This is a genomic window from Stutzerimonas sp. LR2, from assembly GCF_055755175.1.
In genome coordinates this window covers 1,267,427-1,288,070 of record NZ_JBVTRR010000001.1, presented here as the reverse complement: position 1 = coordinate 1,288,070, position 20,644 = coordinate 1,267,427, and the positions used below count along the sequence as shown (strand labels likewise).

General features: G+C 66.0%; 22 protein-coding genes. 15 read left to right on the top strand and 7 right to left on the bottom strand.

Features of this window, described 5'->3' with window-relative positions; all coding sequences use genetic code 11:
- Positions 1–182 precede the first annotated feature (182 nt).
- The 7 genes from ACVRRC_RS05925 (at position 183) to ACVRRC_RS05895 (ending at position 7,220) form a co-directional block, all read left to right on the top strand.
- The gene (locus tag ACVRRC_RS05925) at positions 183–1,016 is read left to right on the top strand and encodes an urease accessory protein UreD (RefSeq protein ID WP_017246508.1); all 834 of its coding nucleotides are present in this window, start codon (positions 183–185) and stop codon (positions 1,014–1,016) included.
- Positions 1,017–1,156: 140 nt separating this feature from the next.
- A complete protein-coding gene (ureA, locus tag ACVRRC_RS05920; RefSeq protein ID WP_003283033.1) occupies positions 1,157–1,459 on the top strand; it encodes an urease subunit gamma in 303 nt (100 codons plus the stop codon).
- Positions 1,460–1,470: 11 nt separating this feature from the next.
- Entirely contained in the window at positions 1,471–2,025 is a 555-nt protein-coding gene (locus tag ACVRRC_RS05915) for a GNAT family N-acetyltransferase (protein WP_080977926.1), read from the top strand.
- Positions 2,022–2,327: an urease subunit beta gene (locus ACVRRC_RS05910; RefSeq protein ID WP_011914741.1), complete on the top strand. Its 306-nt coding sequence runs from the start codon at positions 2,022–2,024 to the stop codon at positions 2,325–2,327. Before ACVRRC_RS05915 ends, ACVRRC_RS05910 begins: the two co-directional genes overlap by 4 nt.
- A gap of 101 nt (positions 2,328–2,428) precedes the next feature.
- Positions 2,429–4,129 carry an urease subunit alpha gene (gene ureC, locus ACVRRC_RS05905; protein ID WP_472996734.1) on the top strand — a complete coding sequence of 567 codons (1,701 nt, stop codon included), beginning with the start codon at positions 2,429–2,431 and terminating at the stop codon, positions 4,127–4,129.
- A gap of 367 nt (positions 4,130–4,496) precedes the next feature.
- Positions 4,497–5,969 carry an NCS1 family nucleobase:cation symporter-1 gene (locus ACVRRC_RS05900; RefSeq protein ID WP_472996733.1) on the top strand — a complete coding sequence of 491 codons (1,473 nt, stop codon included), beginning with the start codon at positions 4,497–4,499 and terminating at the stop codon, positions 5,967–5,969.
- Between the two features lie 24 nt (positions 5,970–5,993).
- Positions 5,994–7,220 carry a GAF domain-containing sensor histidine kinase gene (locus ACVRRC_RS05895; RefSeq protein ID WP_472996732.1) on the top strand — a complete coding sequence of 409 codons (1,227 nt, stop codon included), beginning with the start codon at positions 5,994–5,996 and terminating at the stop codon, positions 7,218–7,220.
- Here ACVRRC_RS05895 and ACVRRC_RS05890 read toward each other — a convergent pair whose 3' ends face one another.
- On the bottom strand, positions 7,221–7,487 hold the full coding sequence (locus ACVRRC_RS05890) for a DksA/TraR family C4-type zinc finger protein (protein WP_068506157.1): 267 nt from the start codon (positions 7,485–7,487) through the stop codon (positions 7,221–7,223).
- Positions 7,488–7,785: 298 nt separating this feature from the next.
- On the opposite strand from ACVRRC_RS05890, the gene ACVRRC_RS05885 reads away from it, so the two are divergent.
- Positions 7,786–8,505, top strand: coding sequence for a TorF family putative porin (locus tag ACVRRC_RS05885; RefSeq protein WP_048329994.1), 720 nt, complete (start codon positions 7,786–7,788; stop codon positions 8,503–8,505).
- Between the two features lie 21 nt (positions 8,506–8,526).
- Here ACVRRC_RS05885 and ACVRRC_RS05880 read toward each other — a convergent pair whose 3' ends face one another.
- The 3 genes from ACVRRC_RS05880 to ACVRRC_RS05870 form a co-directional block, all read right to left on the bottom strand.
- Positions 8,527–9,681: an MFS transporter gene (locus ACVRRC_RS05880; RefSeq protein ID WP_236451353.1), complete on the bottom strand. Its 1,155-nt coding sequence runs from the start codon at positions 9,679–9,681 to the stop codon at positions 8,527–8,529.
- 65 nt (positions 9,682–9,746) lie between these two features.
- The gene (locus ACVRRC_RS05875) at positions 9,747–10,610 is read right to left on the bottom strand and encodes an isocitrate lyase/PEP mutase family protein (RefSeq protein ID WP_003301755.1); all 864 of its coding nucleotides are present in this window, start codon (positions 10,608–10,610) and stop codon (positions 9,747–9,749) included.
- A gap of 111 nt (positions 10,611–10,721) precedes the next feature.
- The gene (locus ACVRRC_RS05870) at positions 10,722–11,594 is read right to left on the bottom strand and encodes a DMT family transporter (protein WP_020305866.1); all 873 of its coding nucleotides are present in this window, start codon (positions 11,592–11,594) and stop codon (positions 10,722–10,724) included.
- A gap of 262 nt (positions 11,595–11,856) precedes the next feature.
- On the opposite strand from ACVRRC_RS05870, the gene ACVRRC_RS05865 reads away from it, so the two are divergent.
- The 5 genes from ACVRRC_RS05865 (at position 11,857) to ACVRRC_RS05845 (ending at position 15,322) form a co-directional block, all read left to right on the top strand.
- On the top strand, positions 11,857–12,342 hold the full coding sequence (locus ACVRRC_RS05865; protein WP_045633354.1) for a GNAT family N-acetyltransferase: 486 nt from the start codon (positions 11,857–11,859) through the stop codon (positions 12,340–12,342).
- Positions 12,343–12,505: 163 nt separating this feature from the next.
- On the top strand, positions 12,506–13,006 hold the full coding sequence (gene ureE, locus ACVRRC_RS05860; protein WP_014597810.1) for an urease accessory protein UreE: 501 nt from the start codon (positions 12,506–12,508) through the stop codon (positions 13,004–13,006).
- On the top strand, positions 13,003–13,695 hold the full coding sequence (locus tag ACVRRC_RS05855) for an urease accessory protein UreF (RefSeq protein WP_014597811.1): 693 nt from the start codon (positions 13,003–13,005) through the stop codon (positions 13,693–13,695). Before ureE ends, ACVRRC_RS05855 begins: the two co-directional genes overlap by 4 nt.
- Positions 13,696–14,106: 411 nt before the next feature.
- On the top strand, positions 14,107–14,721 hold the full coding sequence (ureG, locus tag ACVRRC_RS05850) for an urease accessory protein UreG (protein WP_013984147.1): 615 nt from the start codon (positions 14,107–14,109) through the stop codon (positions 14,719–14,721).
- 28 nt (positions 14,722–14,749) lie between these two features.
- Positions 14,750–15,322, top strand: coding sequence for a HupE/UreJ family protein (locus ACVRRC_RS05845; RefSeq protein ID WP_014597812.1), 573 nt, complete (start codon positions 14,750–14,752; stop codon positions 15,320–15,322).
- 13 nt (positions 15,323–15,335) lie between these two features.
- Here the strand turns inward: ACVRRC_RS05845 and ACVRRC_RS05840 are convergent, their stop codons facing one another.
- The 3 genes from ACVRRC_RS05840 to ACVRRC_RS05830 form a co-directional block, all read right to left on the bottom strand.
- Positions 15,336–15,578, bottom strand: coding sequence for a DUF2789 domain-containing protein (locus tag ACVRRC_RS05840; protein WP_013984149.1), 243 nt, complete (start codon positions 15,576–15,578; stop codon positions 15,336–15,338).
- Positions 15,579–15,651: 73 nt separating this feature from the next.
- A complete protein-coding gene (gene amn, locus ACVRRC_RS05835; RefSeq protein ID WP_014597813.1) occupies positions 15,652–17,124 on the bottom strand; it encodes an AMP nucleosidase in 1,473 nt (490 codons plus the stop codon).
- Positions 17,125–17,138: 14 nt separating this feature from the next.
- Positions 17,139–18,548, bottom strand: coding sequence for an aminotransferase-like domain-containing protein (locus ACVRRC_RS05830; RefSeq protein WP_279642163.1), 1,410 nt, complete (start codon positions 18,546–18,548; stop codon positions 17,139–17,141).
- A gap of 77 nt (positions 18,549–18,625) precedes the next feature.
- Between ACVRRC_RS05830 and ACVRRC_RS05825 the strand changes: the two genes are divergently transcribed.
- Entirely contained in the window at positions 18,626–19,597 is a 972-nt protein-coding gene (locus ACVRRC_RS05825) for a threonine dehydratase (protein WP_242100312.1), read from the top strand.
- A 168-nt stretch (positions 19,598–19,765) separates the two neighbouring features.
- On the top strand, positions 19,766–20,605 hold the full coding sequence (locus tag ACVRRC_RS05820) for an ion transporter (RefSeq protein ID WP_017246524.1): 840 nt from the start codon (positions 19,766–19,768) through the stop codon (positions 20,603–20,605).
- Positions 20,606–20,644 lie beyond the last annotated feature (39 nt).

The window sequence follows — 20,644 nt, the reverse complement described above, 5'->3', positions numbered from 1 at the left end:
GCGCAGCAGGCGCACCACGAAAGGGCGTAGCGAACCGGGCGGCAGCAGATCGCACCGTAACGGTGCATATCCCCACAGGTCTCGTCGTCGACGAGGCCTCGCACGCCCCGAAGCTGCGCATACCGTCGGGTGGAGGCACGACTATTGCTGTCTGCCCAGTCAACTACCACCGGCAGCCGCGCATGACCGTTCTGACTCACCCCTTCACCCCGCACTGGCAGGCCGAACTCGAGCTCGGCTATACCCGCATCGGCGACGCGACGCGCCCGGTGCTGCGCCGCCATAGCGGACCGTTACGGGTGCAGAAGCATCTGTATCCCGAAGGGCCGGAAGTCTGCCAGCACATCATTGTCCACCCCCCGGGCGGCATCGCCGGCGGGGATCGGCTGGACATCAGCGTCACGCTCGGCCCCGGCGCCTGGGCGCAGCTGACCAGCCCTGGTGCAGCCAAGTGGTATCGCGCCGCCAGCCCCGCCTTTCAGGACCTGCAGCTGCGCGTCGAGGCCGGTGCCACGCTGGAATGGCTGCCGCAGGAGACAATCGTCTATTCCGCGGCTCAGGCCGAGCTGAACACTCGCATCGAGCTGCACGGCGACGCCCGGCTGTTCTACTGGGACATCGTCGCCCTCGGCCGGCCGGCAGCAGGCGAGCGCTTCGACGCCGGGCATTTCCAGGCGCGCCTGGATATCCGTCGCGACGACCGGCTGATCTGGCACGAGCGCCAGCGCATCGCCGGCGCCGATGCGTTGCTCGACTCACCGATAGGCCTCGACGGGCGTTCGGTGTTCGCGACCCTCATCGCCAGCGGCGAGCTCGACGCGGACCTGCTGGAACGCTGCCGTGAACTGCCCAGCCGCGTGCGCGGTGACCTGACGCAACTGCCGGGGCTCATCGTGGCGCGCTGTCTGGCCGACGAGGCGCTGCACGCCCGCGCCTGGCTGATCGACCTGTGGCGGCTGTTGCGCCCCGAACTGCTGGGCCGCGAAGCGGTACCGCCGAGAATCTGGAGTACCTGAATGATCGGTGGGCACGGCTGCGCCGCTGCCCTCCCTACGCCGGCGCGCCTGCGTGCACGTCGCCCTGAACAACGCTGCGTGGTCTCGACCACCGGCCGGTGGATACGAAGAGCGACATCCACCCTACGACTGGAGCGGTTATGGATCTGTCACCAAGAGAGAAGGACAAGCTGCTGATCTTCACCGCCGGCCTGGTGGCCGAGCGCCGGCTGGCCCGCGGTGTGAAGCTCAACTACCCGGAGGCCATGGCCTACATCTCCGCCGCGCTGCTCGAAGGCGCGCGCGACGGCCAGACGGTCGCCGAGCTGATGCACTACGGCACCACCCTGCTCAGCCGCGAGCAGGTGATGGAAGGCGTGCCCGAGATGATTCCGGAAATCCAGGTCGAGGCGACCTTCCCGGACGGCACCAAGCTGGTCACGGTGCATCAACCAATCGCCTGAAATATCGGTCAATGTCTACTGCCCACGACCTTGAACCGTTCTTGAAGGAAACCAACGTGCAGATACGCGACGCCCTGGACACCGACCTCGAAGGCATCCTGCAGATCTACAACGACGCGGTGCAGAACAGCACGGCGATCTGGAACGACCACTGCGTCGACCTCGCCAACCGCCAGGCCTGGCTGGCCGAGCGTCACGCGCAGGGCTACCCCGTGCTGGTCGCAATCGACGAGCTGGGCCGCGTGGCCGGCTATGCCTCCTTCGGCCCCTGGCGCCCCCACGACGGCTTTCGTCATACCGTGGAGAACTCGGTCTACGTCAGCCCCGACCATCGCGGCAGCGGCATCGGCCGCAGCCTGATGAAGGCACTGATCGAGCGCGCCCGCATGCTCGAGAAGCATGTGATGGTCGCCTTCATCGAAAGCGAGAACCGCGCCTCGGTGCATATGCACCAGCAACTGGGCTTCATCCATGTCGGCCAGATGCGCCAGGTCGGCTGCAAGTTCGGCCGCTGGCTGGACCTGACCATGATGCAACTGACCCTGAATAGGACCTCGAAACCATGATTCCCGGCGAATACCAGATCCAGGACGGCGACATCGAGCTCAACGCCGGCCGCCGCACCCTGACCCTCTGCGTGGCCAACAGCGGCGACCGGCCGATTCAGGTCGGTTCGCACTACCACTTTTTCGAAACCAACGACGCGCTCACCTTCGATCGCGCCGCCTCGCGCGGCATGCGCCTGAACATCCCGGCCGGCACCGCGGTGCGCTTCGAACCGGGCCAGAGCCGCGAGGTGGAGCTGGTCGAGCTGGCCGGCGAGCGCCGGGTGTTCGGCTTCGCCGGGCGGGTAATGGGCGCGCTCTAGGGCACAGCGCTTTTCGTAGGGTGGAGAACGCCGAAGGCTTTTCCACCGTGAACAGGATCGGTGGATGGCTTCGGCCATCCACCCTACGCGAGACGATACGGATGAAGATTTCCCGCCAAGCCTATGCCGACATGTTCGGCCCCACCGTTGGCGACAAGGTGCGCCTGGCCGACACCGACCTGTGGATCGAAATCGAAAAAGACTTCACCACCTATGGCGAAGAGGTGAAGTTCGGCGGCGGCAAGGTGATCCGCGACGGCATGGGCCAAAGCCAGCTGTGCGCCGCCGAGGTGGTCGATACCCTGATCACCAACGCGCTGATCCTCGACCACTGGGGCATCGTCAAGGCCGACGTGGGCCTCAAGGACGGCCGCATCGCCGCCATAGGCAAGGCCGGCAACCCGGACATTCAGCCCGACGTGACCATCGCCATCGGCGCCAGCACCGAAGTCATCGCTGGCGAAGGGATGATCCTCACCGCCGGCGGCATCGACTCGCACATCCACTTCATCTGCCCGCAGCAGATCGAAGAGGCGCTGATGAGCGGCGTGACCACCATGATCGGTGGCGGCACCGGGCCTGCTACCGGCACCAACGCCACCACGGTGACGCCCGGCCCCTGGCACATGGCGATGATGCTCAAGGCCGCCGACGCCTTCCCGATGAACATCGGTTTTACCGGCAAGGGCAACGCCTCGCTGCCCGAACCGCTGATCGAGCAGGTCAAAGCCGGTGCCATCGGCCTCAAGCTGCACGAGGACTGGGGCACCACCCCGGCGGCCATCGACAACTGCCTTTCCGTGGCCGACCAGTACGATGTGCAGGTGGCGATCCACACCGACACCCTGAACGAGTCCGGCTTCGTCGAGACAACCTTGGGCGCCTTCAAGGGCCGCACCATCCACACCTACCACACCGAGGGGGCCGGCGGCGGTCATGCGCCGGACATCATCAAGGCCTGCGGCTTCCCCAACGTGCTGCCCTCCTCGACCAACCCGACCCGGCCCTTCACCCGCAACACCATCGACGAGCACCTGGACATGCTCATGGTCTGCCATCACCTCGACCCGAGCATCGCCGAGGACGTGGCCTTCGCCGAAAGCCGTATTCGCCGCGAGACCATCGCCGCCGAGGACATCCTGCATGACCTCGGCGCCTTTTCCATGATCAGCTCCGACAGCCAGGCCATGGGCCGCGTCGGCGAGGTGATCACGCGCACCTGGCAGACCGCCGACAAGATGAAGAAACAGCGCGGCGCCCTGCCCGAGGACGCCCCCGGCAACGACAACTTCCGCGCCAAACGCTACATCGCCAAGTACACCATCAACCCGGCCATCACCCACGGCATCAGCCACGAGGTGGGCTCGATCGAAGTCGGCAAATGGGCGGATCTGGTGCTCTGGCGCCCGGCCTTCTTCGGCGTCAAACCAACGCTGATCCTCAAGGGCGGCGCGATTGCCGCCAGCCTGATGGGCGATGCCAACGCCTCCATCCCGACACCGCAGCCGGTGCACTACCGACCGATGTTCGCCAGTTACGGCGGTTCGCTGCACGCGTCGAGCTTCACCTTCATCAGCCAGGCCGCCTTCGAAGCCGGCGTGCCGGAACAGCTGGGGCTGAAGAAGAAAATCGGCGTGGTCCGGGGTTGCCGCCAGGTGCAGAAAAAGGACCTGATCCACAACGACTACACGCCGGACATCCAGGTCGACCCGCAGAACTATCAGGTGCGCGCCGATGGCCAGCTGCTCTGGTGCGAGCCGGCCGAAGTGCTGCCGATGGCGCAGCGCTACTTTCTGTTCTGATCTTCACGGAAAGCGCGGCAGCTGACAGGCCGCAGCGCCAACGAAAAGCCCAGGCTTGTCCGCAAGCCTGGGCTTTTCATATCCGTACCCCCGCTCCCGGCCGACACTGATGGCACCACCTTGGTGCGCTACATCTTTTGAGTGCATACCCGCGATGCATCCGCAAAGTCGAACGGCAATGAATTTCTGATCTGAAATTCGCATCAATCTTGTATACAAATTATCCTGCACGATGCCTCGGAGCGCCTAGACTCGAGGCATCGGGCGCAACCGCCTCAGTGATCGTCGCCTGATAATTCGCGAGCTCTGTCGTACGCGGAACAAGAACTGCATACAAAAATCCACAGTCTTGCTCAGAGCGCATCCCATGAATCACGACGACTTTCAGATCAAGCAGATCGACCCCAGTCTCTATAACGCGGATCTCGCGCCGCTCCCCCCGGCTGAACGCAAATGGGGCTGGTTCGAGATCTTCAACGTGTGGTCCAACGACATACAGAGTCTGTTCGGCTACACGCTGGCCGCCACGCTTTTCATCAGCTACGGGCTCAATGGCTGGGCGGTTCTGACGGGTATCGTCCTGGCCGGCTTTATCGTGATGGGGCTGGTGCACCTCACCGGAAAACCGAGTGTGAAGTACGGCATTCCGTTCCCCGTCATGGCGCGGGCGAGCATGGGCGTACGCGGTGCTAACTTCCCGGCGGTCGTCCGCGGCATCGTCGCGATCTTCTGGTATGGCGTGCAGACCTACTTTGCCTCGACTGCCGTTGCGCTGCTGCTCCGGGCCTTCATGGGCACCGATCCGCAGGCGGCGACGCTGCTCGGCCTGACTGCCATCGACTGGGCCGCCTACGTGATGGTCTGCGTGTTTCAGGTAGCGCTGTTCGTTCGCGGCGTCGACTGGGTAACGCGCTTTCTCAACTGGGCCGGCCCGCTGGTCTACCTGGTGATGATCGTGTTGATGATCGCCATCTGGTATCAGGCCGGCCCGAGCCTGCTGGGTGCCCTTGGCGACATTTTCAGCGGCAGCGGCGAACATGCCGGCGGTCCGATTGCAGCATTCGCGGCAGTGGTCGGCACCATGGTCGCCTACTTTGCCGCGGTGGTAATCAACTACGGCGATTTCGCCCGCTTCGTGAAAGACGAGCGGCAGATGCGCATCGGTAATTTCTTCGGCCTGCCTGTGAGCCTGGCGGTTTTCTCGATGATCGCGCTGGTGATCACCGCCGGCACCGTGGTCGTATTCGGAGAGACGCTGACCAACCCGACCGACATCGTGGCACGCATCGACAATGTCACCCTGACGGTGGTCGCCGCGATCACCTTCTTCGCCGCTACGGTGGGCATCAACCTGGTCGCCAACTTCATCCCTCCGGCCTACGACATCGCCAACCTGGCCCCCGCCAGGATCAGCGCCCGGACCGGTGGCTTCATCACTGCCGCCATCGCCTTTTTCATCGGCGCGCTGTGGGTGGCCTTCATCAGCGAAGTGGGCATCGCCGCCTTTGTCGATACGCTGGGCGCGGCGCTGGCGCCGCTGTACGGCATCATCGTGGCGGACTACTACCTGGTCTGGCGTCAGCGTCTGGATGTACAGCAGCTGTTCTGCGCCGAACGTACCGGCATTTACCACTTCAACGCTGGCTGGAACCGCAAGGCAATGATCGCGTTCGGCGTGAGCGCCGTGTTCTCCGTGGCCTCGGTATGGACGCCCGGACTGGAGAGCCTGTCCGGTTTCGCCTGGCTGCTGGGCGCACTGTTTGGCGGCACGCTGCACTATGTGCTGATGCGCAAGCAGCCCCTTCTTGTCACCCCGGTACAACCCGCGCCGCTGGGGTGAGCGTCGCTGCAAACGAGGCCGGGCATGCTAGAGTGTCCGGCCTTTTTCATCGCTCAGGGCCTTGCGATGGTGCGAACCCTCCTCGACGACCTGCTCACGGTGCAGCGTATCAGTGCCGTGCCGGCCATCCTGCAGGTCCTCAGCGAAACGACCGGCCTGCGCTTCGCTGCAGTTGCCCGCGTTACCGAGACGAACTGGACCGCCTGTGCCGTGTTCGATCGTATCGAGTTCGGTCTGAAGGTCGGCGGGGAACTCGACGTGACCACCACCCTGTGCAGCGAGATTCACGCCTCCCATCAGCCGATCATCATCAGCCAGGTCAGCGCCGATCCGGACTACTGCCACCATCACACGCCGCAGATCTATGGGTTCGAAAGCTACATCTCGGTCCCGGTGCTGCGCGCCGATGGCAGTTTCTTCGGCACGCTCTGCGCGCTGGACCCGCTACCCCGCGACCTGTCCAGCCCGGCGACGCGCGCAATGTTCGAATCCTTCGCCCGTCTGCTGACCCTGCAGCTCGATGCCGAGGAGCAGCAGCAGCGCACGCGCGCCGCGCTGGCCGACGAGCGCCTCACCGGCCACCAGCGCGAACAGTTCATCGCCCTGCTCGGCCACGACCTGCGTACCCCGCTGGCCTCGATCCAGGCGGCCAGCGACCTGCTGCTGCGACGCTCGACGGAAGTCGGCACCCAGCAACTGGCCGAGCACGTGCGCACCGCCAGCCAGCGTGCCTCGCGCATGGTGGATGACCTGCTGGATTTCGCCCGCGGTCAGCTGGGCAACGGCATTCCGCTGAACTGGACGACGCCACCGGAGCTCAATCGCACCCTGCGCCAGGTGACCGACGAGCTGCGCAATGCGCATCCGCGACGGGTTCTGCTCGAGCGGCTGTCGCCGCTGGAGATGTTCGAGTGCGATCCGGACCGCATCGCGCAGCTGCTCGCCAACCTGATCACCAACGCCCTGCATCACGGCGCCAGCACCGGCCCGGTGATCGTGACGGCGCAGACCGACGACGGGCATTTCGAACTCGCCGTACACAACCGCGGCACGCCGATTGCGGCCGAACACCTCGAGCGGCTGTTCCAGCCCTACTGGCAGGACCAGGGAGGCTCCAGCCGAGGAGGTCTGGGGCTCGGCCTGTACATCGTCGACCAGATCGCCCGTGCCCACGGCGGCAGCATGCGTGTCAGTTCCAGTGCCGAAGCGGGCACCACCTTCACCTTCTCGATGCCGATCCGCCGCGATTGATCAACGCAGCTGGCTGTCCTTGCTACCGCGACGGTTGTAGCCGCTGAACCTGGCATCTTCCTTGTCCTGCGCCGCCTGGCACTTGATGCACAGGCGTACACCCGGCACCGCCTGGCGGCGCGCCTCGGGAATCCTCTCTCCGCATTCTTCGCAGTGCTTCAGGCTTTCGCCCCGAGCGAGTCGGCTGCGGGCGCGCTGTACGGCATCTTCGACGGTGCTGTCGATCTGCTCCTGTACCGCGCCATCTCCTGCCCAACCGGTGGCCATCGCAACCTCCTCGGCCCGCCGGGCCAGTTCTTGGGTGTGCCTGCATTGGAACGGTATTCGCGCCGGGGGTTTCCAAAAAGCCGCGCCGTGAACCGCCGGATTTCCGTTAGGCCACGCACCGGCGCCGCCTGTCGATCCGCTGGCGCCAAATCGACGAGCGGGGCTCGCTGACCGACCAGCTTGACTATCCTCGGCCCGGTTCAGGCAAGCCGTGGCAGCCAGCAGCGCTCCGGTCCGGTCTTGCCGCAGGTGGTCGTCACCGGTCGGCCGTTCAGTCTTCTCACCAGTGAAGCAGCATATGCACAGACGATATCTGCTCGCGCTGACCATCGCGCTCGGCGGCTGCGCCAGCCAACCTGAAGTGGTGGAACGCGAGGTCGGCCAGTTCGACCTCAAGCTCGGCACCGCACCGACTCGCAGCATGGCCCAGGGGCTGGTGCAGCCCACCACGGCCGGCACCTTTCGTGGGGGCCTCGATCTGACCCACGCCAGTGGCGTCTACCTCGGCCAGTGGTCGCCCAGCGTCGGACTGCTCGACGGCAGTCAGCTGGAGCTCAACAGCTATGTCGGTTACGCCCAGCCACGGCTCGACGACTCGCTGGGTTACGAGCTCGGCGTGATCCGCTATAGCTTTCCCGAGCTGCAGGCCAAGAACCGCGAGGAGTACTACGCCGGCGTCAACCTGGGCAGCAGCCGGCTGGGTGGCGCGCTGAGCAGTTCGCTGGGGCGGACCGACAGCACGCTGTTTCTCGACCTGGGTGCGCTGCGGCCGTTCGATGTCGGGGTACGCCTGAAGTACGCCAGCCACACCCTGGACAGCCCGCTGTACTACCCCGGCGGCAGCGTGCGGGTGTTCAACGACTGGTCTCTGAACCTGTCGCGGCGCCTGCTCGGCATGCAGCTGGATCTGTCCTACACCGATACCAGCCTGCGCGGCGCGCAATGTGGCGTCTATTCGGGGCAGAACACCTATTGCGAAGGGTTCATGATGTTCAAGGCCGAACGCTCGTTCTTCTAGCGTCGCCGACGTCTGCCGGCGCTATCCCCATCGAAAACGCAGCTGCGCATTGCCGACCGCCAGCAGGAAGGCCGCTGCGGCGAAGCCGTAGAGCAGCCCGAGGTTGCCATCCTGAAACAGCCAGGAGCCCAGCACCGGCCCGGTGGCCATGCCCATGAAGCGGAAGAAGTTGTAGCTGCCCACAGCGGTGGCGCGGTTGTGCTGGTACAGGTCCATCAGCAGACTGGTCTGCACCGGCAGCGACAGCCCGAGAAACAGCCCGAACGCCGTTACCGCCACCACCAGCGCGACCAGCGACAGAGGCGCCACCGCCACAAACAGCAGCAGGCTGAGCGCATTGAGCAGCGCCGTGACCAGCAGCATCGGCCGCGGTCGCCAATGCCCGAGCAGCCGACCGCCGACGTAGCTGCCGATCACCACGGCCACCGACAGCGGCAGAAACACCAGCCCTTTTTCGCTGGCGCTCAGGCCGTAGACCGCATCCAGCACCCGCGGCATGAACACCAGGTAGTTGTAGAAGGCGTAGTACTGCACGAAGCTCAGCAGCATGATCGCCAGCCCCTGGCGGTTGCCCAGTACCTCCAGGTACTGCGCCGGATGAAAGGCGCGCGGCTCCCCGGCCGGCCGGATTTCCCGCAGCCAGATGGCGTTGCTCAGCAGCGCGGCCGCACCGACGATGGCCAGCAGCAGGAACACGTAGTGGAAGTCCAGATGCTCGCCGACGAAACCGCCCACCACCGGGCCGACCACCGGCCCCAGCGCCACCATCATCTGGAACGAACCCATCGCCCGGCCGCGCGCGGCGCCTTCGAAGCGATCGCCGATCACCGTGACCGCCACCACCGCTCCGGCGGCGATGCCGACCGCCTGCAGCGCGCGGAACGCCAGCAGTGTCTCGATGCGATCGGCCAGGAAACAGCCCAGCGAAGCGACGATATAGATTGCCAAGCCGGCCAGCAGGGTGCGCTTGCGCCCACTGCGATCCACCAGCGGCCCGTAGACGATCTGCATGAAGGCCAGCACCAGCGTGAAGATCGAGATGCTGAGGTTGATCAGAAACGGCGTGGTGTGCAGCGCACCACCGAGCTCCGGCAGGATCGGCGCATACACGGTCTGAGTGAACGGCCCGAGAAAGGCGGCGAAGGCGACCATGAAGGTCAACAGGGGTGGGCTCATCCAGGCTCCAGTGGCGGCGGTGTTGCCCACCCGGGCAGCGATGGCTGTCCGGGCGGGTCAGCGGCTTACTCCTTGACCTGCATGTACTCCTCGGCCCAGACGACATACTCGTCCGCGGTGGAATACTTGACCGACAACTGCGAGGCGTTGAGGTCCAGGGCGTCGACCTGACGCTGCTCGCGCAGGCAGTCGTAGGTCGCCTTGATCGCTGCGAAGTAGGCTGCGTGGCCGTTGACCACGATGCGCACGCCGAGCGCGGCCAGCCGCGCGTTGTCGCGCAGGTTGGGGTTGCCGTAGGTGACCAGCATCAGCGGCTTGCTGAGCTGGCTGGCAATGCTTTCCAGATGATCGAAATCCTCGATGCCGACCAGGCAGATGGCATCAGCACCGGCCTTTTCGTAGGCCTGGGCGCGTGCGATGACTTCCTCGAAGCCGATCACGCCGGCGTTGGTGCGACCGATGATGGCCATCTCCGGATCGACTCGCGCCTCCAGCGCCGCGCGGATCTTGCCGACGGCCTCGAACATGCCGATGAGGTCGGTGGAGCGGCGACCGAATTTGGGTGGCAGCAGGGTGTCCTCGATGGTCAGCGCGGAAATCCCGGCGCGCTCCAGTTCGGAAACGGTGCGCATCACGTTGAGCGCGTTGCCGTAACCGTGGTCGGCATCGGCCAGCACCGGCAACTGGGCGACGCGGCAGATGCGCGTGGCCTGCTCGACGAACTCGCTCAAGGTGATGAGGTTGAAGTCCGGCGCGGCCAGCACCTGCAGCGAGGCCACCGAGCCACCGAGAATGCCGACCTCGAAGCCGAGATCGGCGGCGATGCGTGCCGACATCGGGTCGAACACCGACGCCGTGTGGAAGCAGCGGTCGGCGTTGAGCAGCTCGCGGAAGTTGCGTCGCAGGTCATGATGAGAGAGTCGCGGCATATAGGCTCCGTTTGTTGTATGCGTTGCACGCAAGGGTCGAATCGCCCTGTCTGTTCATTTCAATATCGATGCTGAGAAGCTGTTCGGCCATCCGAATGGCACATTTGCCGTTTATCCGCCGGCTGCGGGCTGGCGGCGCTGCACATAGGCCATGCACAGCCCGCTGGCGATGATCACCGCCATGCCGATCAGGGCGCCGGCATCCGGTGCGTGATCGAAGGCGAGGTAACCCACCACCCCGGCGAACACGATCTGGCTGTAGGTGAACGGCGCCAGTGTCGCCGCGCTGGCGAAGCGGAAGGCGTTGGTCAGCAGCAGATGGCCGAGCATGGCCATGCCACCGAGGGCGCCCATCAGCAGCGCGTCGTGCAGCGTCGGCGTGCGCCAGTTGAAGATCACCAGCACGCTCAGGGCCACGCAGCCGACCAGGCTGGTCAGGTAGTTGCTGGTCACCGGATGGTCGGTTCCGGCCAGGCGCCGCGTGATCAGCTGATAGACCGTGAACGACAGCGCCGCCCCCAGCGGCAGCAGCGCTGCCGGAGTGAACAATGCCGACCCCGGACGCACGATGATCAGCACGCCGAGCAGACCGAACCCCACCGCGATCCACTGGCTGGGATTGATTCGCTCACCGAGCAGCGCCGAGGCGACGGTCACCAGCACCGGCGTCAGGAAGATCACCGCGGTCGCCTCGGCCAGCGGGATGAAATGCAGGCCGTTGATGAACAGCAGGCTGACGCTGACCAGGCTCAATCCGCGCAGCAGCTGCGGCCAGGGCCGCAGGGTGCGAAACACGCGCTGCCCCATGCGCGGCACGAACAGCGCCGTCATCAGCACCGTCTGCGCCACGTAGCGGGCCCAGATGACCAGAAAGACGGGGTAGATCTCCGAAAGGTGTTTGGCCAACCCGTCATGGCTGGCCAGCAGCAGACCCGACAGCAGTATCAGCAGAACGCCATAGAGCGGGTGGTGATGATCGTTCAACGCTCGCCTCACTTGTTAGCAGACTAAGCATTATGCCTGCCAAGGCCTGCGGATGCTCCATCAATCGGCTGACTGGTGCTGCCACGGCGACGAGCCGGCTGGCCAGTTGACACCCTCTGACCGCGGACCTGTACACCCGCCCCCGCAAGCCGTCCGCTGGCGAGCAAAACACCGCCGTTTCGCGTATGATCGCCGGCTTTTTGCCGGGCCGCGTGGCGTTTCGCGGCGTTCGAGTGTAGTCGTGATGTACCAGTTGAGAGCGATGCAGGAGCGCGATATCCCTGCCGTCCTGGCGATCCAGGAAGAATCCTATGCTGCCGAGGTACTGGAAGACGAAGCGGTGATCCGCTCGCGCCTGGCGGCCTGCCCGCACCTGGCCTGGGTAGCCGAGGACGTCGAGGGGGTCTGCGGCTACCTGTTCGCCTACCCGTCGCGGCTGGGCAAGGTTACGCCGCTGGACGGTGAATTCCACAGTGACGGTGAAGCCGATTGTCTGTACCTGCATGATCTGGCCGTGGCCCGTCGCGCCGCCGGTCGCGGCATCGGTCCGGCGCTGGTACGCCACAACCTGAAGCAGGCCAGCAGCATCAGGCTGCGCTATTCGGCGCTGGTCTCGGTACAGGATTCGACCGGTTTCTGGTCGCGCCTGGGCTACCAGGCCCATGACGAACTCGAGCCGCCACAGGCCGGCAACCTGGCCAGCTATCAGATCCCGGCGGTATACATGGTGCGCAGCCTGCACCAGTAAGGCGCACGCTTGCGCCAGGACCGCACCACGCGCACCGCAACGGTGCGCGGCAGGCCCCAATATCTGGCACAAAGATCCCTGGAGCCGCCACCAGTCCTGTCCGAACGCCCGATTGGCAAGCCCCTTGCTCTGCTTCGGCAAACGATCCGACCGGAACATTGCAATGCTGGTGATTCGCCAACGCATCGCGGCCCGCCCTGAATGGCAGGCCGAACTCGAACTGACCTACGACGCGCGCAGCAAGAGTCGCCTGCGCTGCTTCAGCAGCAGCGGCGAAGACGTCGGCCTGTTTCTCGAGCGCGGCCAGCCGCCACTCGCCGACGGTGAGTGCCTGCTGGCAGCCGATGGCCGTGTGGTGCGCGTGCGCGCCCGCCCCGAACAGCTGTTGCACGTCACCTGCGCCAGCGCCTTCGAGCTGACCCGCGCGGCCTACCACCTGGGCAACCGCCATGTCGCCCTGCAGGTCGGCGACGGCTGGCTGCGCCTACTCGACGACTATGTACTCAAGGACATGCTCTTGCAGCTGGGCGCCCAGGTCGAACACATCGAGGCGCCCTTCCAGCCGGAGCATGGCGCCTACGGTGGCGGCCATCATCATTCCCACGCCGGCGAGGCGGAGTTCAGTTACGCACCGCGCCTGCACCAGTTCGGCGTACGCCCGTGAACGCGGCGGGCGCGCCCGTCCCGGCCTGGGCCCTGCTCCGGCTGGCCAGCCCGCAGCTGCCGATCGGCGGCTACAGCTATTCCCAGGGGCTGGAGATGGCGGTGGAGAACGGCCAGGTGAACGACCCGGACAGCGCCCGGCGTTGGCTGGAGGATCAACTGCTGCTCAACCTCGCCCGCTTTGAGGCGCCGCTGCTGCTCGCACACTGCGAAGCAGCGGCACAGGACGACTGGCCGCGCCTGTTGCATCTGGCTGCCGAACACCGCGCCAGCCGCGAAACCCGCGAGCTGCAGCTGGAAAGCCGGCAGATGGGCTATTCCCTCGCGCAGCTGCTCGACGGCCTGCCGGAACTCGACCAGCCGGGGCGTGACTGCCTGGCCGCCGCCGACGAGCCCGGCTTGACCCTGGCCTGGGCGCTGGCCGCCCGTGCCTGGCGGATCGAACCCGCCGATGCACTGGCCGCCTGGCTGTGGGGCTGGCTGGAAAATCAGCTGGCGGTGCTGATGAAGACCCTGCCGCTGGGGCAGCAGGCGGCGCAGCGGTTGACCTCGCAGCTGTTGCCGGTCCTGAGCCAGGCGCAGCGGGAAGCGAGTCAGCTGCCGGAAGCGGCCTGGGGCAGCGCGCCGTTTGGATTGGTGCTGACCAGCATGGCGCATGAGCGGCAGTACAGTCGGTTGTTTAGGTCATGAGGGTCACAAGCTTTCAGGCAACTCGGACCCCAACCCCCGTCAGGAAGCCGAGCGCAGTTGCCGTGGAGGGGGTTGAGCGGCATGGATGCCGCGAGAGCTGCGATGGACCAGGGATGGCCCTTCGCAGCGTGCCCCCGGAGCGGCGATGGAGTGAGGGCACCCTTCGCGCAGCGAAGGGCCGGATGTCGGCGTCGCCTTCTCTTTGGTTACTTTCTCTTGGCGAGACAAGAGAAAGTGACGCGCCGTGCAAGGCGCAACCTGCAGTCCCAGCCGAGAAAGCGCGGCGCCTGACAACACTGCGTACGCCACCATCGATCACCCAAGGATTTCTATTCCCCCTGCCCCAATCGGCAGCAGCACCCTTCGCATCAACCCCGAGGCACCCACACTGCCTCCCAGAGGAGACCACCCATGAGCACACAACCCCTGCGCGTCGGCATTGGCGGGCCGGTCGGTTCCGGCAAGACCGCCCTGACCCTCGCCCTGTGCCAGGCCCTGCGCGACCGTTACAACCTCGCCGTGGTGACCAACGACATCTACACCCAGGAAGACGCCCAGTTCCTCGTGCGTAACGAGGCCCTGGCGCCCGAGCGGATCATCGGCGTGGAAACCGGCGGCTGTCCGCACACGGCGATCCGCGAGGACGCCTCGATCAACCTCGAAGCCGTGGAGCAGCTCAACCGGCGCTTTCCCGGCCTGGATCTGATCATCGTCGAGTCCGGCGGCGACAACCTCTCGGCCACCTTCAGCCCGGAGCTGTCGGACCTGACCATCTACGTGATCGACGTGTCCGCCGGCGACAAGCTGCCGCGCAAGGGCGGCCCGGGCATCTGCAAGTCCGACCTGCTGGTGATCAACAAGATCGACCTCGCACCCATGGTCGGTGCCTCGCTGGAGGTGATGGACCGCGACGCCCGCAAGATGCGCGGCGAGCGCCCGTTCGTCTTCAGCAACCAGAAGGTCGGCCAGGGTCTCGAGGAGATCATCGCCTTCATCGAAAAACAGGGAATGCTCAGCGCCGCCTGACGTCCGCCCGATCATCCAAGGAGTCTCTATGAACCTGCGCAAACCACTGCTCGCCACCCTTCTGCTGCTCAGCCCGACCCTGGCACTGGCACACCCCGGCCACGATCACGCCGGCGTGCTGTCCGGTATCGCTCACCCCGTCTTCGGTCTCGATCACCTGCTGGCGATGGTCGCCGTCGGGCTATGGGCGGCCCAGCAGACCGGCAAGGCGCGCTGGGCGCTGCCGCTGATCTTCGTCGCCACCATGCTGCTGGGCGGCCTCGCCGGCTTTGCCGGTATCGAGATGCCGCTGATGGAAACCGGCATTGCCGGCTCGGTATTCGCACTGGGCTTGTTGGTGGCACTGGCGGTACGTCCGCCTCTGCCGATGGCCGCCCTGCTCACTGCGCTGTTCGCCATCAGCCACGGCGTCGCCCATGGCCTGGAACTGCCGGAGCTGTCCAGCCCGTGGGGTTATGCCACCGGCTTCGTGCTGGCCACGGCCGCCCTGCACGCGGCCGGTTACGCAGCGGTGCGCTACCTGCCGCAGGCCGCCGCGCCGCTGGTGCGCATCGCCGGTGCCGCCTCGGCGCTGACCGGCGCCTGGCTGCTGGCCAGCTGAGCGCGGCGATGCGTCAGTGATAGTGCCGTCGCAGCGCTACGTTGAGGCGATCGACCACCTCGGCCCAGTCGGCATCCTCGAGGATCTCCTCACGCAGGAAGCTCGCCTGGGCCGGCGTCCAGAAGGGCGCGTCCGCCAGGTAGATGTCGTCCGCCAGGGGTGAGTGGGTTTCGATGAAGCGCCTGATCGACACGTCGTCGTTGGGCAGCCCCAACTGTTCGAACAGGTTATGGAAGGCGTGGGTCGATGCGTCCATGTTGAGCCTCCGATGCTGACGCGGGGATGAACCTCTTGAGTATCGTCCATCCCCGCGAAAGCGCCGGCGCGAATCAGCGGAACGGCGGCTCGTCGAAGCTGCGCAGCTTGCGCGAGTGCAGCGAGTTCAGCTGGCTGCGCAACAGGTCGAGGGCGGCGATGCCGATCTTCAGGTGCTGGGTCACGGCGCGCTCGTAGAACGCATTGGCCGACCCGGGCAGCTTGATCTCGCTGTGCAGGGGCTTGTCCGACACGCACAGCAGCGTGCCATACGGCACGCGCAGGCGATACCCCTGGGCGGCGATGGTGCCGCTCTCCATGTCCACCGCCACCGCCCGCGACAGGTTGATCAGCGGCCGCTCCTGGGCCCAGCGCAATTCCCAGTTGCGATCGTCGTAGGTCAGCACGGTGCCGGTGCGCAGACGCTTCTTCAGTGCCTCGCCCTGCTCCCCGGTGATGCGTGCAGCCGCATCCTGCAGCGCCTGCTGCACCTCGGCCAGCGCCGGCAGCGGAATATGCGGCGGCAGCACGCGGTCGAGGATGCCGTCGCGCCGCATGTAGGCGTGCGCCAGCACGTAATCGCCGATGGACTGCGACTGCCGCAACCCGCCGCAGTGGCCGATCATCAGCCAGCAATGCGGTCGCAGCACCGCCAGGTGATCGGTGATGTTCTTGGCGTTGGACGGACCGACGCCGATGTTCACCAGGGTGATGCCGTGGCCGTCTTCGGCAATCAGGTGATAGGCCGGCATCTGGTAACGGTGCCAGAGCACACCGCCGATGATCGCCTGCGCCTCGCCCTCCTCCATGCCACGTTCGATGATCACGTTGCCCGGCAGCACCATGCGGGTGAAACGGGTGTCGTCACGCAGCATGTCCAGGCCGTGGCGGATGAACTGGTCGACGTAGCGGTGGTAGTTGGTCAGCAGGATCCACGGCTGCACATGGCGCCAGTCGCTGCCGGTGTAGTGCACCAGCCGGCGCAGCGAGAAATCCACCCGTGCGCCGTCGAACAGTGCCAGCGGATAGGGGTCGGCGTGCTCCCAGTCGTAGAGCCCGTCGGCGATGTCGTCGGTCGCGGCGGACAGGTCGGTGCTGGGAAATACCCGCGCCAGTTCGGCCGCAGTCACGCCGGTGCCGGCCAGCTCGTCGCCCTGTTCGATCACGTAGGGATAGGGAATGTTGCGGTCGCTCATGCCGACCTCAACGGTGACGTTGAAATCCTGGATCAGCGGCTTGAGCTGATCGAGCAGGTAGGCGCGAAACGCGGCCGGGTGGGTCACCGTAACGCTGTACACGCCGGGCGCCTGCACCTTGGCATAGGCGCGGGTCGAAGCCGGCACTTCGCCGTGGCATTCATAGGTCAGACGCAGCTGCGGATAGCGGAACAGGCTGCGCTCCTGCAGGCTCGGCTCGGTGCGGCTGGTCACGTAACGTTTGAGCGCCTGGTTGAGCGCCGTGGTGGCGCGCGCGTGCAGTTCGGCAAGGTAGTCCACTGCAGCTTCTGCGCTGGTGGCAATGCGGAAAGTATCACCGGCTGGATTCATGCTGGATTCCTTGTTCAGTCGTTGGAAACATCTTGCCTGCTCATCGATGACAGCGATAGCGCCGCAGACACCTCATCCGTTGCTCGCCTCACGCCAAGCCCCTCGGCCAATGCCTGCAGCGCCTGCTGCAATGGCACCAGCCCGGGCGCCGCACTCAGGCTGAGGCGAAGCGCATCCGGCGCATCGGGGCCGACGGCAAACACCTGTGCCGCCGCGCACTCGATGGAAGCGGCGTGGGCAATGCCGGCCAGGCCGACCTCGCCATCCGTGGCCGTCAACCAAAGGTGCGGCGAAACGGGCCCCGTCACCCTTGGTCCTAGCAGCTTGCGCGCCATCTTCCAGCGCCGCTCGATCTGGCGACGCTGCCAGGCCAGCCGACGCAGCGCCGTGCCGTCCTCGATCCACTCACTTGCCAGGCGCAGGCACAGCGGCGAGAGCGCCCAGCCGGTGGCCTGCGCTTCCGGATCGATGCGCCCCAGCCATGACCCGGGCGTGGCGATGAAACCGAAACGCAGCCCGGGCGCGACGGTCTTCGACAGGCTGCCGACCAACACGCTGCGCTCACCCAGCAACGTCGCCAGCGGTGGTTCGTCACCGAGGGCTCCGTAGACATCATCCTCGATGATCAGCAGATCGTGCCGACGCGCCAGCTCCGCGATCGCCTCGCGCCGCTCGCGGTCCATGCTGACGCCCGTGGGATTCTGCAGGCAGGGCGTCAGCACCGCGACCCGCGCACCGGTGGCCCGAGCCTGGCGATCGAACTCCTCGGGCACGATGCCGTGCTGATCGAGCGCCACACCATGCAGAGGCAGGCGCAGCTGACGCGCAGCGGCCTTGATGCCGGGCGAGGTCAACGCCTCGACCAACACCGGTTCGCCCGGCGCACACAGGCCCAGCATGGCGGCAAACACACCCTGCTGTGCACCGGCACAGAGCAGGACCTGCCCCGGCGGCAGCTCCAGCCCGCGACGCTGCAACCAGTGGCTGACCGCGACGCGCCCGCGCTGCAGCGCCGAGGCCGAGGGGTAGCCCTGCAACAGCGCAAGCTCTGACGATGCTCCCAGCGCCGCCAGGCTGCGGTGCAGATCCCGATCGTCCGCGTCCAGCACCGGCAAATTGGTCGACAGGTCCAGGCGCGCCGGCACGGCCTCCGGCTGCTTGAGCAGGAACAGGCTGGCCTCGCGGCTGCTTGCCAGCACAAAGGTGCCGCGGCCGACCTCACCGCCAACCAGATGCCGTCGCGCGGCCTCGCGATAGGCCTGCATGGCCGTGCTCGGATTGAGCCCCAGCGCCCAGGCCAGCCGGCGCTGCGGAGGCAGGCGATCGCCTGGCTTGAGTTCGCCGCGCTCGATTGCCGCGGAGATCGCATCCACCAGCGCCAGGTAGCGTGGTTGATCGTTATCGCTAAGCTTCGGAAGCCACATTGCCTGCCATGCAATATAAGGATTTACCCATACAATGATCCGACCTAGGCTCTCCGTCAAACCACTGAGGAGCCGCCATGTTCGATCTCACCGCACTGCGCCAGGCCGCCGAACTGATCGGCCGGCATGTTCCGCCGACCCCACAGTACAACTGGCCGCTACTGTCGCAACGCCTCGGCTGCGAAGTCTGGGTCAAGCACGAAAACCACACGCCGGCCGGTGCATTCAAGGTTCGCGGCGGCCTGCTCTACGTGCATGAGCTGCTCGGGCGCGAGCCACGACTGCCCGGCATGATCAGCGCCACCCGCGGCAATCACGGCATCAGCCTGGCGATGGCCGCGCGACAGGCCGGCGTGCCGCTGAAGATTCTGGTACCGCTGGGCAACTCGACGGAAAAGAATGCGGCGATGCGCGCCTGCGGCGCCGAAGTCATCGAACACGGTGAGGATTTCGACACGGCGCGCCAGCAAGCCGCCGAGCTGGCGAGACAGAGCGGCTGGCATTTCGTCCCCGCGCTGCATCCGGACCTGATTCGCGGGGTCGCCACCTATGCCCTGGAGCTCTTCGAGGCCGCGCCGCCGCTGCGCCGCGTCTACGTGCCCATCGGCATGGGCTCGGGGATCTGCGGCCTGATTCGCGTCCGCGACCTGCTGGGGCTGGACTGCGAAATCGTCGGCGTCGTTTCCAGCGCAGCGGACGCATACGCACAGAGCTTCGAGCAGGGGCGGATCGTCTGCACCAAGACCGCCGATACGTTCGCCGATGGCATGGCCTGCCGGATGCCTGCTGCCGAAGCACTGGAGATCATTGCCGAAGGTGCCGCACGCATCGTGCGAGTCGATGACGGCGAAATCCGCCGGGCGATCGTCGCGCTCCACGAAGACACCCACAACACCGCGGAGGGCGCCGGCGCCGCCGCACTGGCTGCCGCCATTCAGGAACGCGCGCTTAACACGGGGGAACGCGTTGCCGTCGTGCTCAGCGGCGCCAACATCGATCGCCGTGTGCTGGCGGGGATACTGGCGGGCCACGTGCGGTGTTCCGACTGACGTGTGCGATGCCAGCAAGGCAGAAGGCTGCCTGTTAAATCAGGAAACGAGTCCGTCGCCGCAGGCAATTCCCGTCTGGCCTGCGCAACGCCATACTCGCGCCCGCCCGGCTCAGCGCGCGCCTGCGAGGCGCCGGCCGGGGCATCGATCGACAGACAGGTAGACATCATGCAGGTAGCACATCCGGAAACGAGCCGCAGTCGTCTCGGCCAGTTCATCGAACGGCCAGCGTTCCAGCGCGGCATTCTGCTGCTCATCGTGATCAACGCGGCGATTCTCGGCATGCAGACCTCGGCCGCGCTGGTGGCGCGCTGGGGCGAGGCGCTGGTACTGCTGGATTCGCTGATCCTGGCGGTATTCGTTGCCGAGATCACCGCGCGCATCTATGTCCACCGTGCAGCGTTCTTCCGCGATCCCTGGAGTCTGTTCGACTTCAGCGTGGTCGCCATCGCCCTGGTGCCGGCCAGCGGTCCGTTCAGCATCCTGCGTGCCTTGCGCGTGTTGCGGGTGATGCGCATGGTGACCATGGTGCCGTCGATGCGCCGCGTGGTCGGCGCACTGTTGTCGGCAATTCCCGGGCTGGGCTCGATCGCCATGGTGCTGGCGCTGGTCTTCTACGTCTCGGCGGTGATCGCCACGGGCCTGTTCGCCGCCGACTTCCCCGAGTGGTTCGGCAGCCTTGGTCGTTCGGTGTACACCCTGTTTCAGGTCATGACCCTGGAAAGCTGGTCGATGGGCATCGTGCGCCCGGTGATGGAAATCTTCCCCTATGCCTGGGTGTTCTTCATCCCGTTCATCCTGATCGCCACCTTCACCATGCTCAACCTGTTCATCGCGATCATCGTCAATGCGATGCAGACGGTCACCGACGCAGACCGCGAAGCCACCCAGGCGAGCATCGAGGCGGCGCGCGAGCATATCGAAACAGACCTGCACGACGAGGTCCGTGCCCTGCGCGGGGAGATCGCCGAACTCAAGGAATTGCTGCGCCAGCAGCCTCGTCCCTGACGTAGCAGGCCCGACGGCAAGGGGCTGCCGCCGGACAAG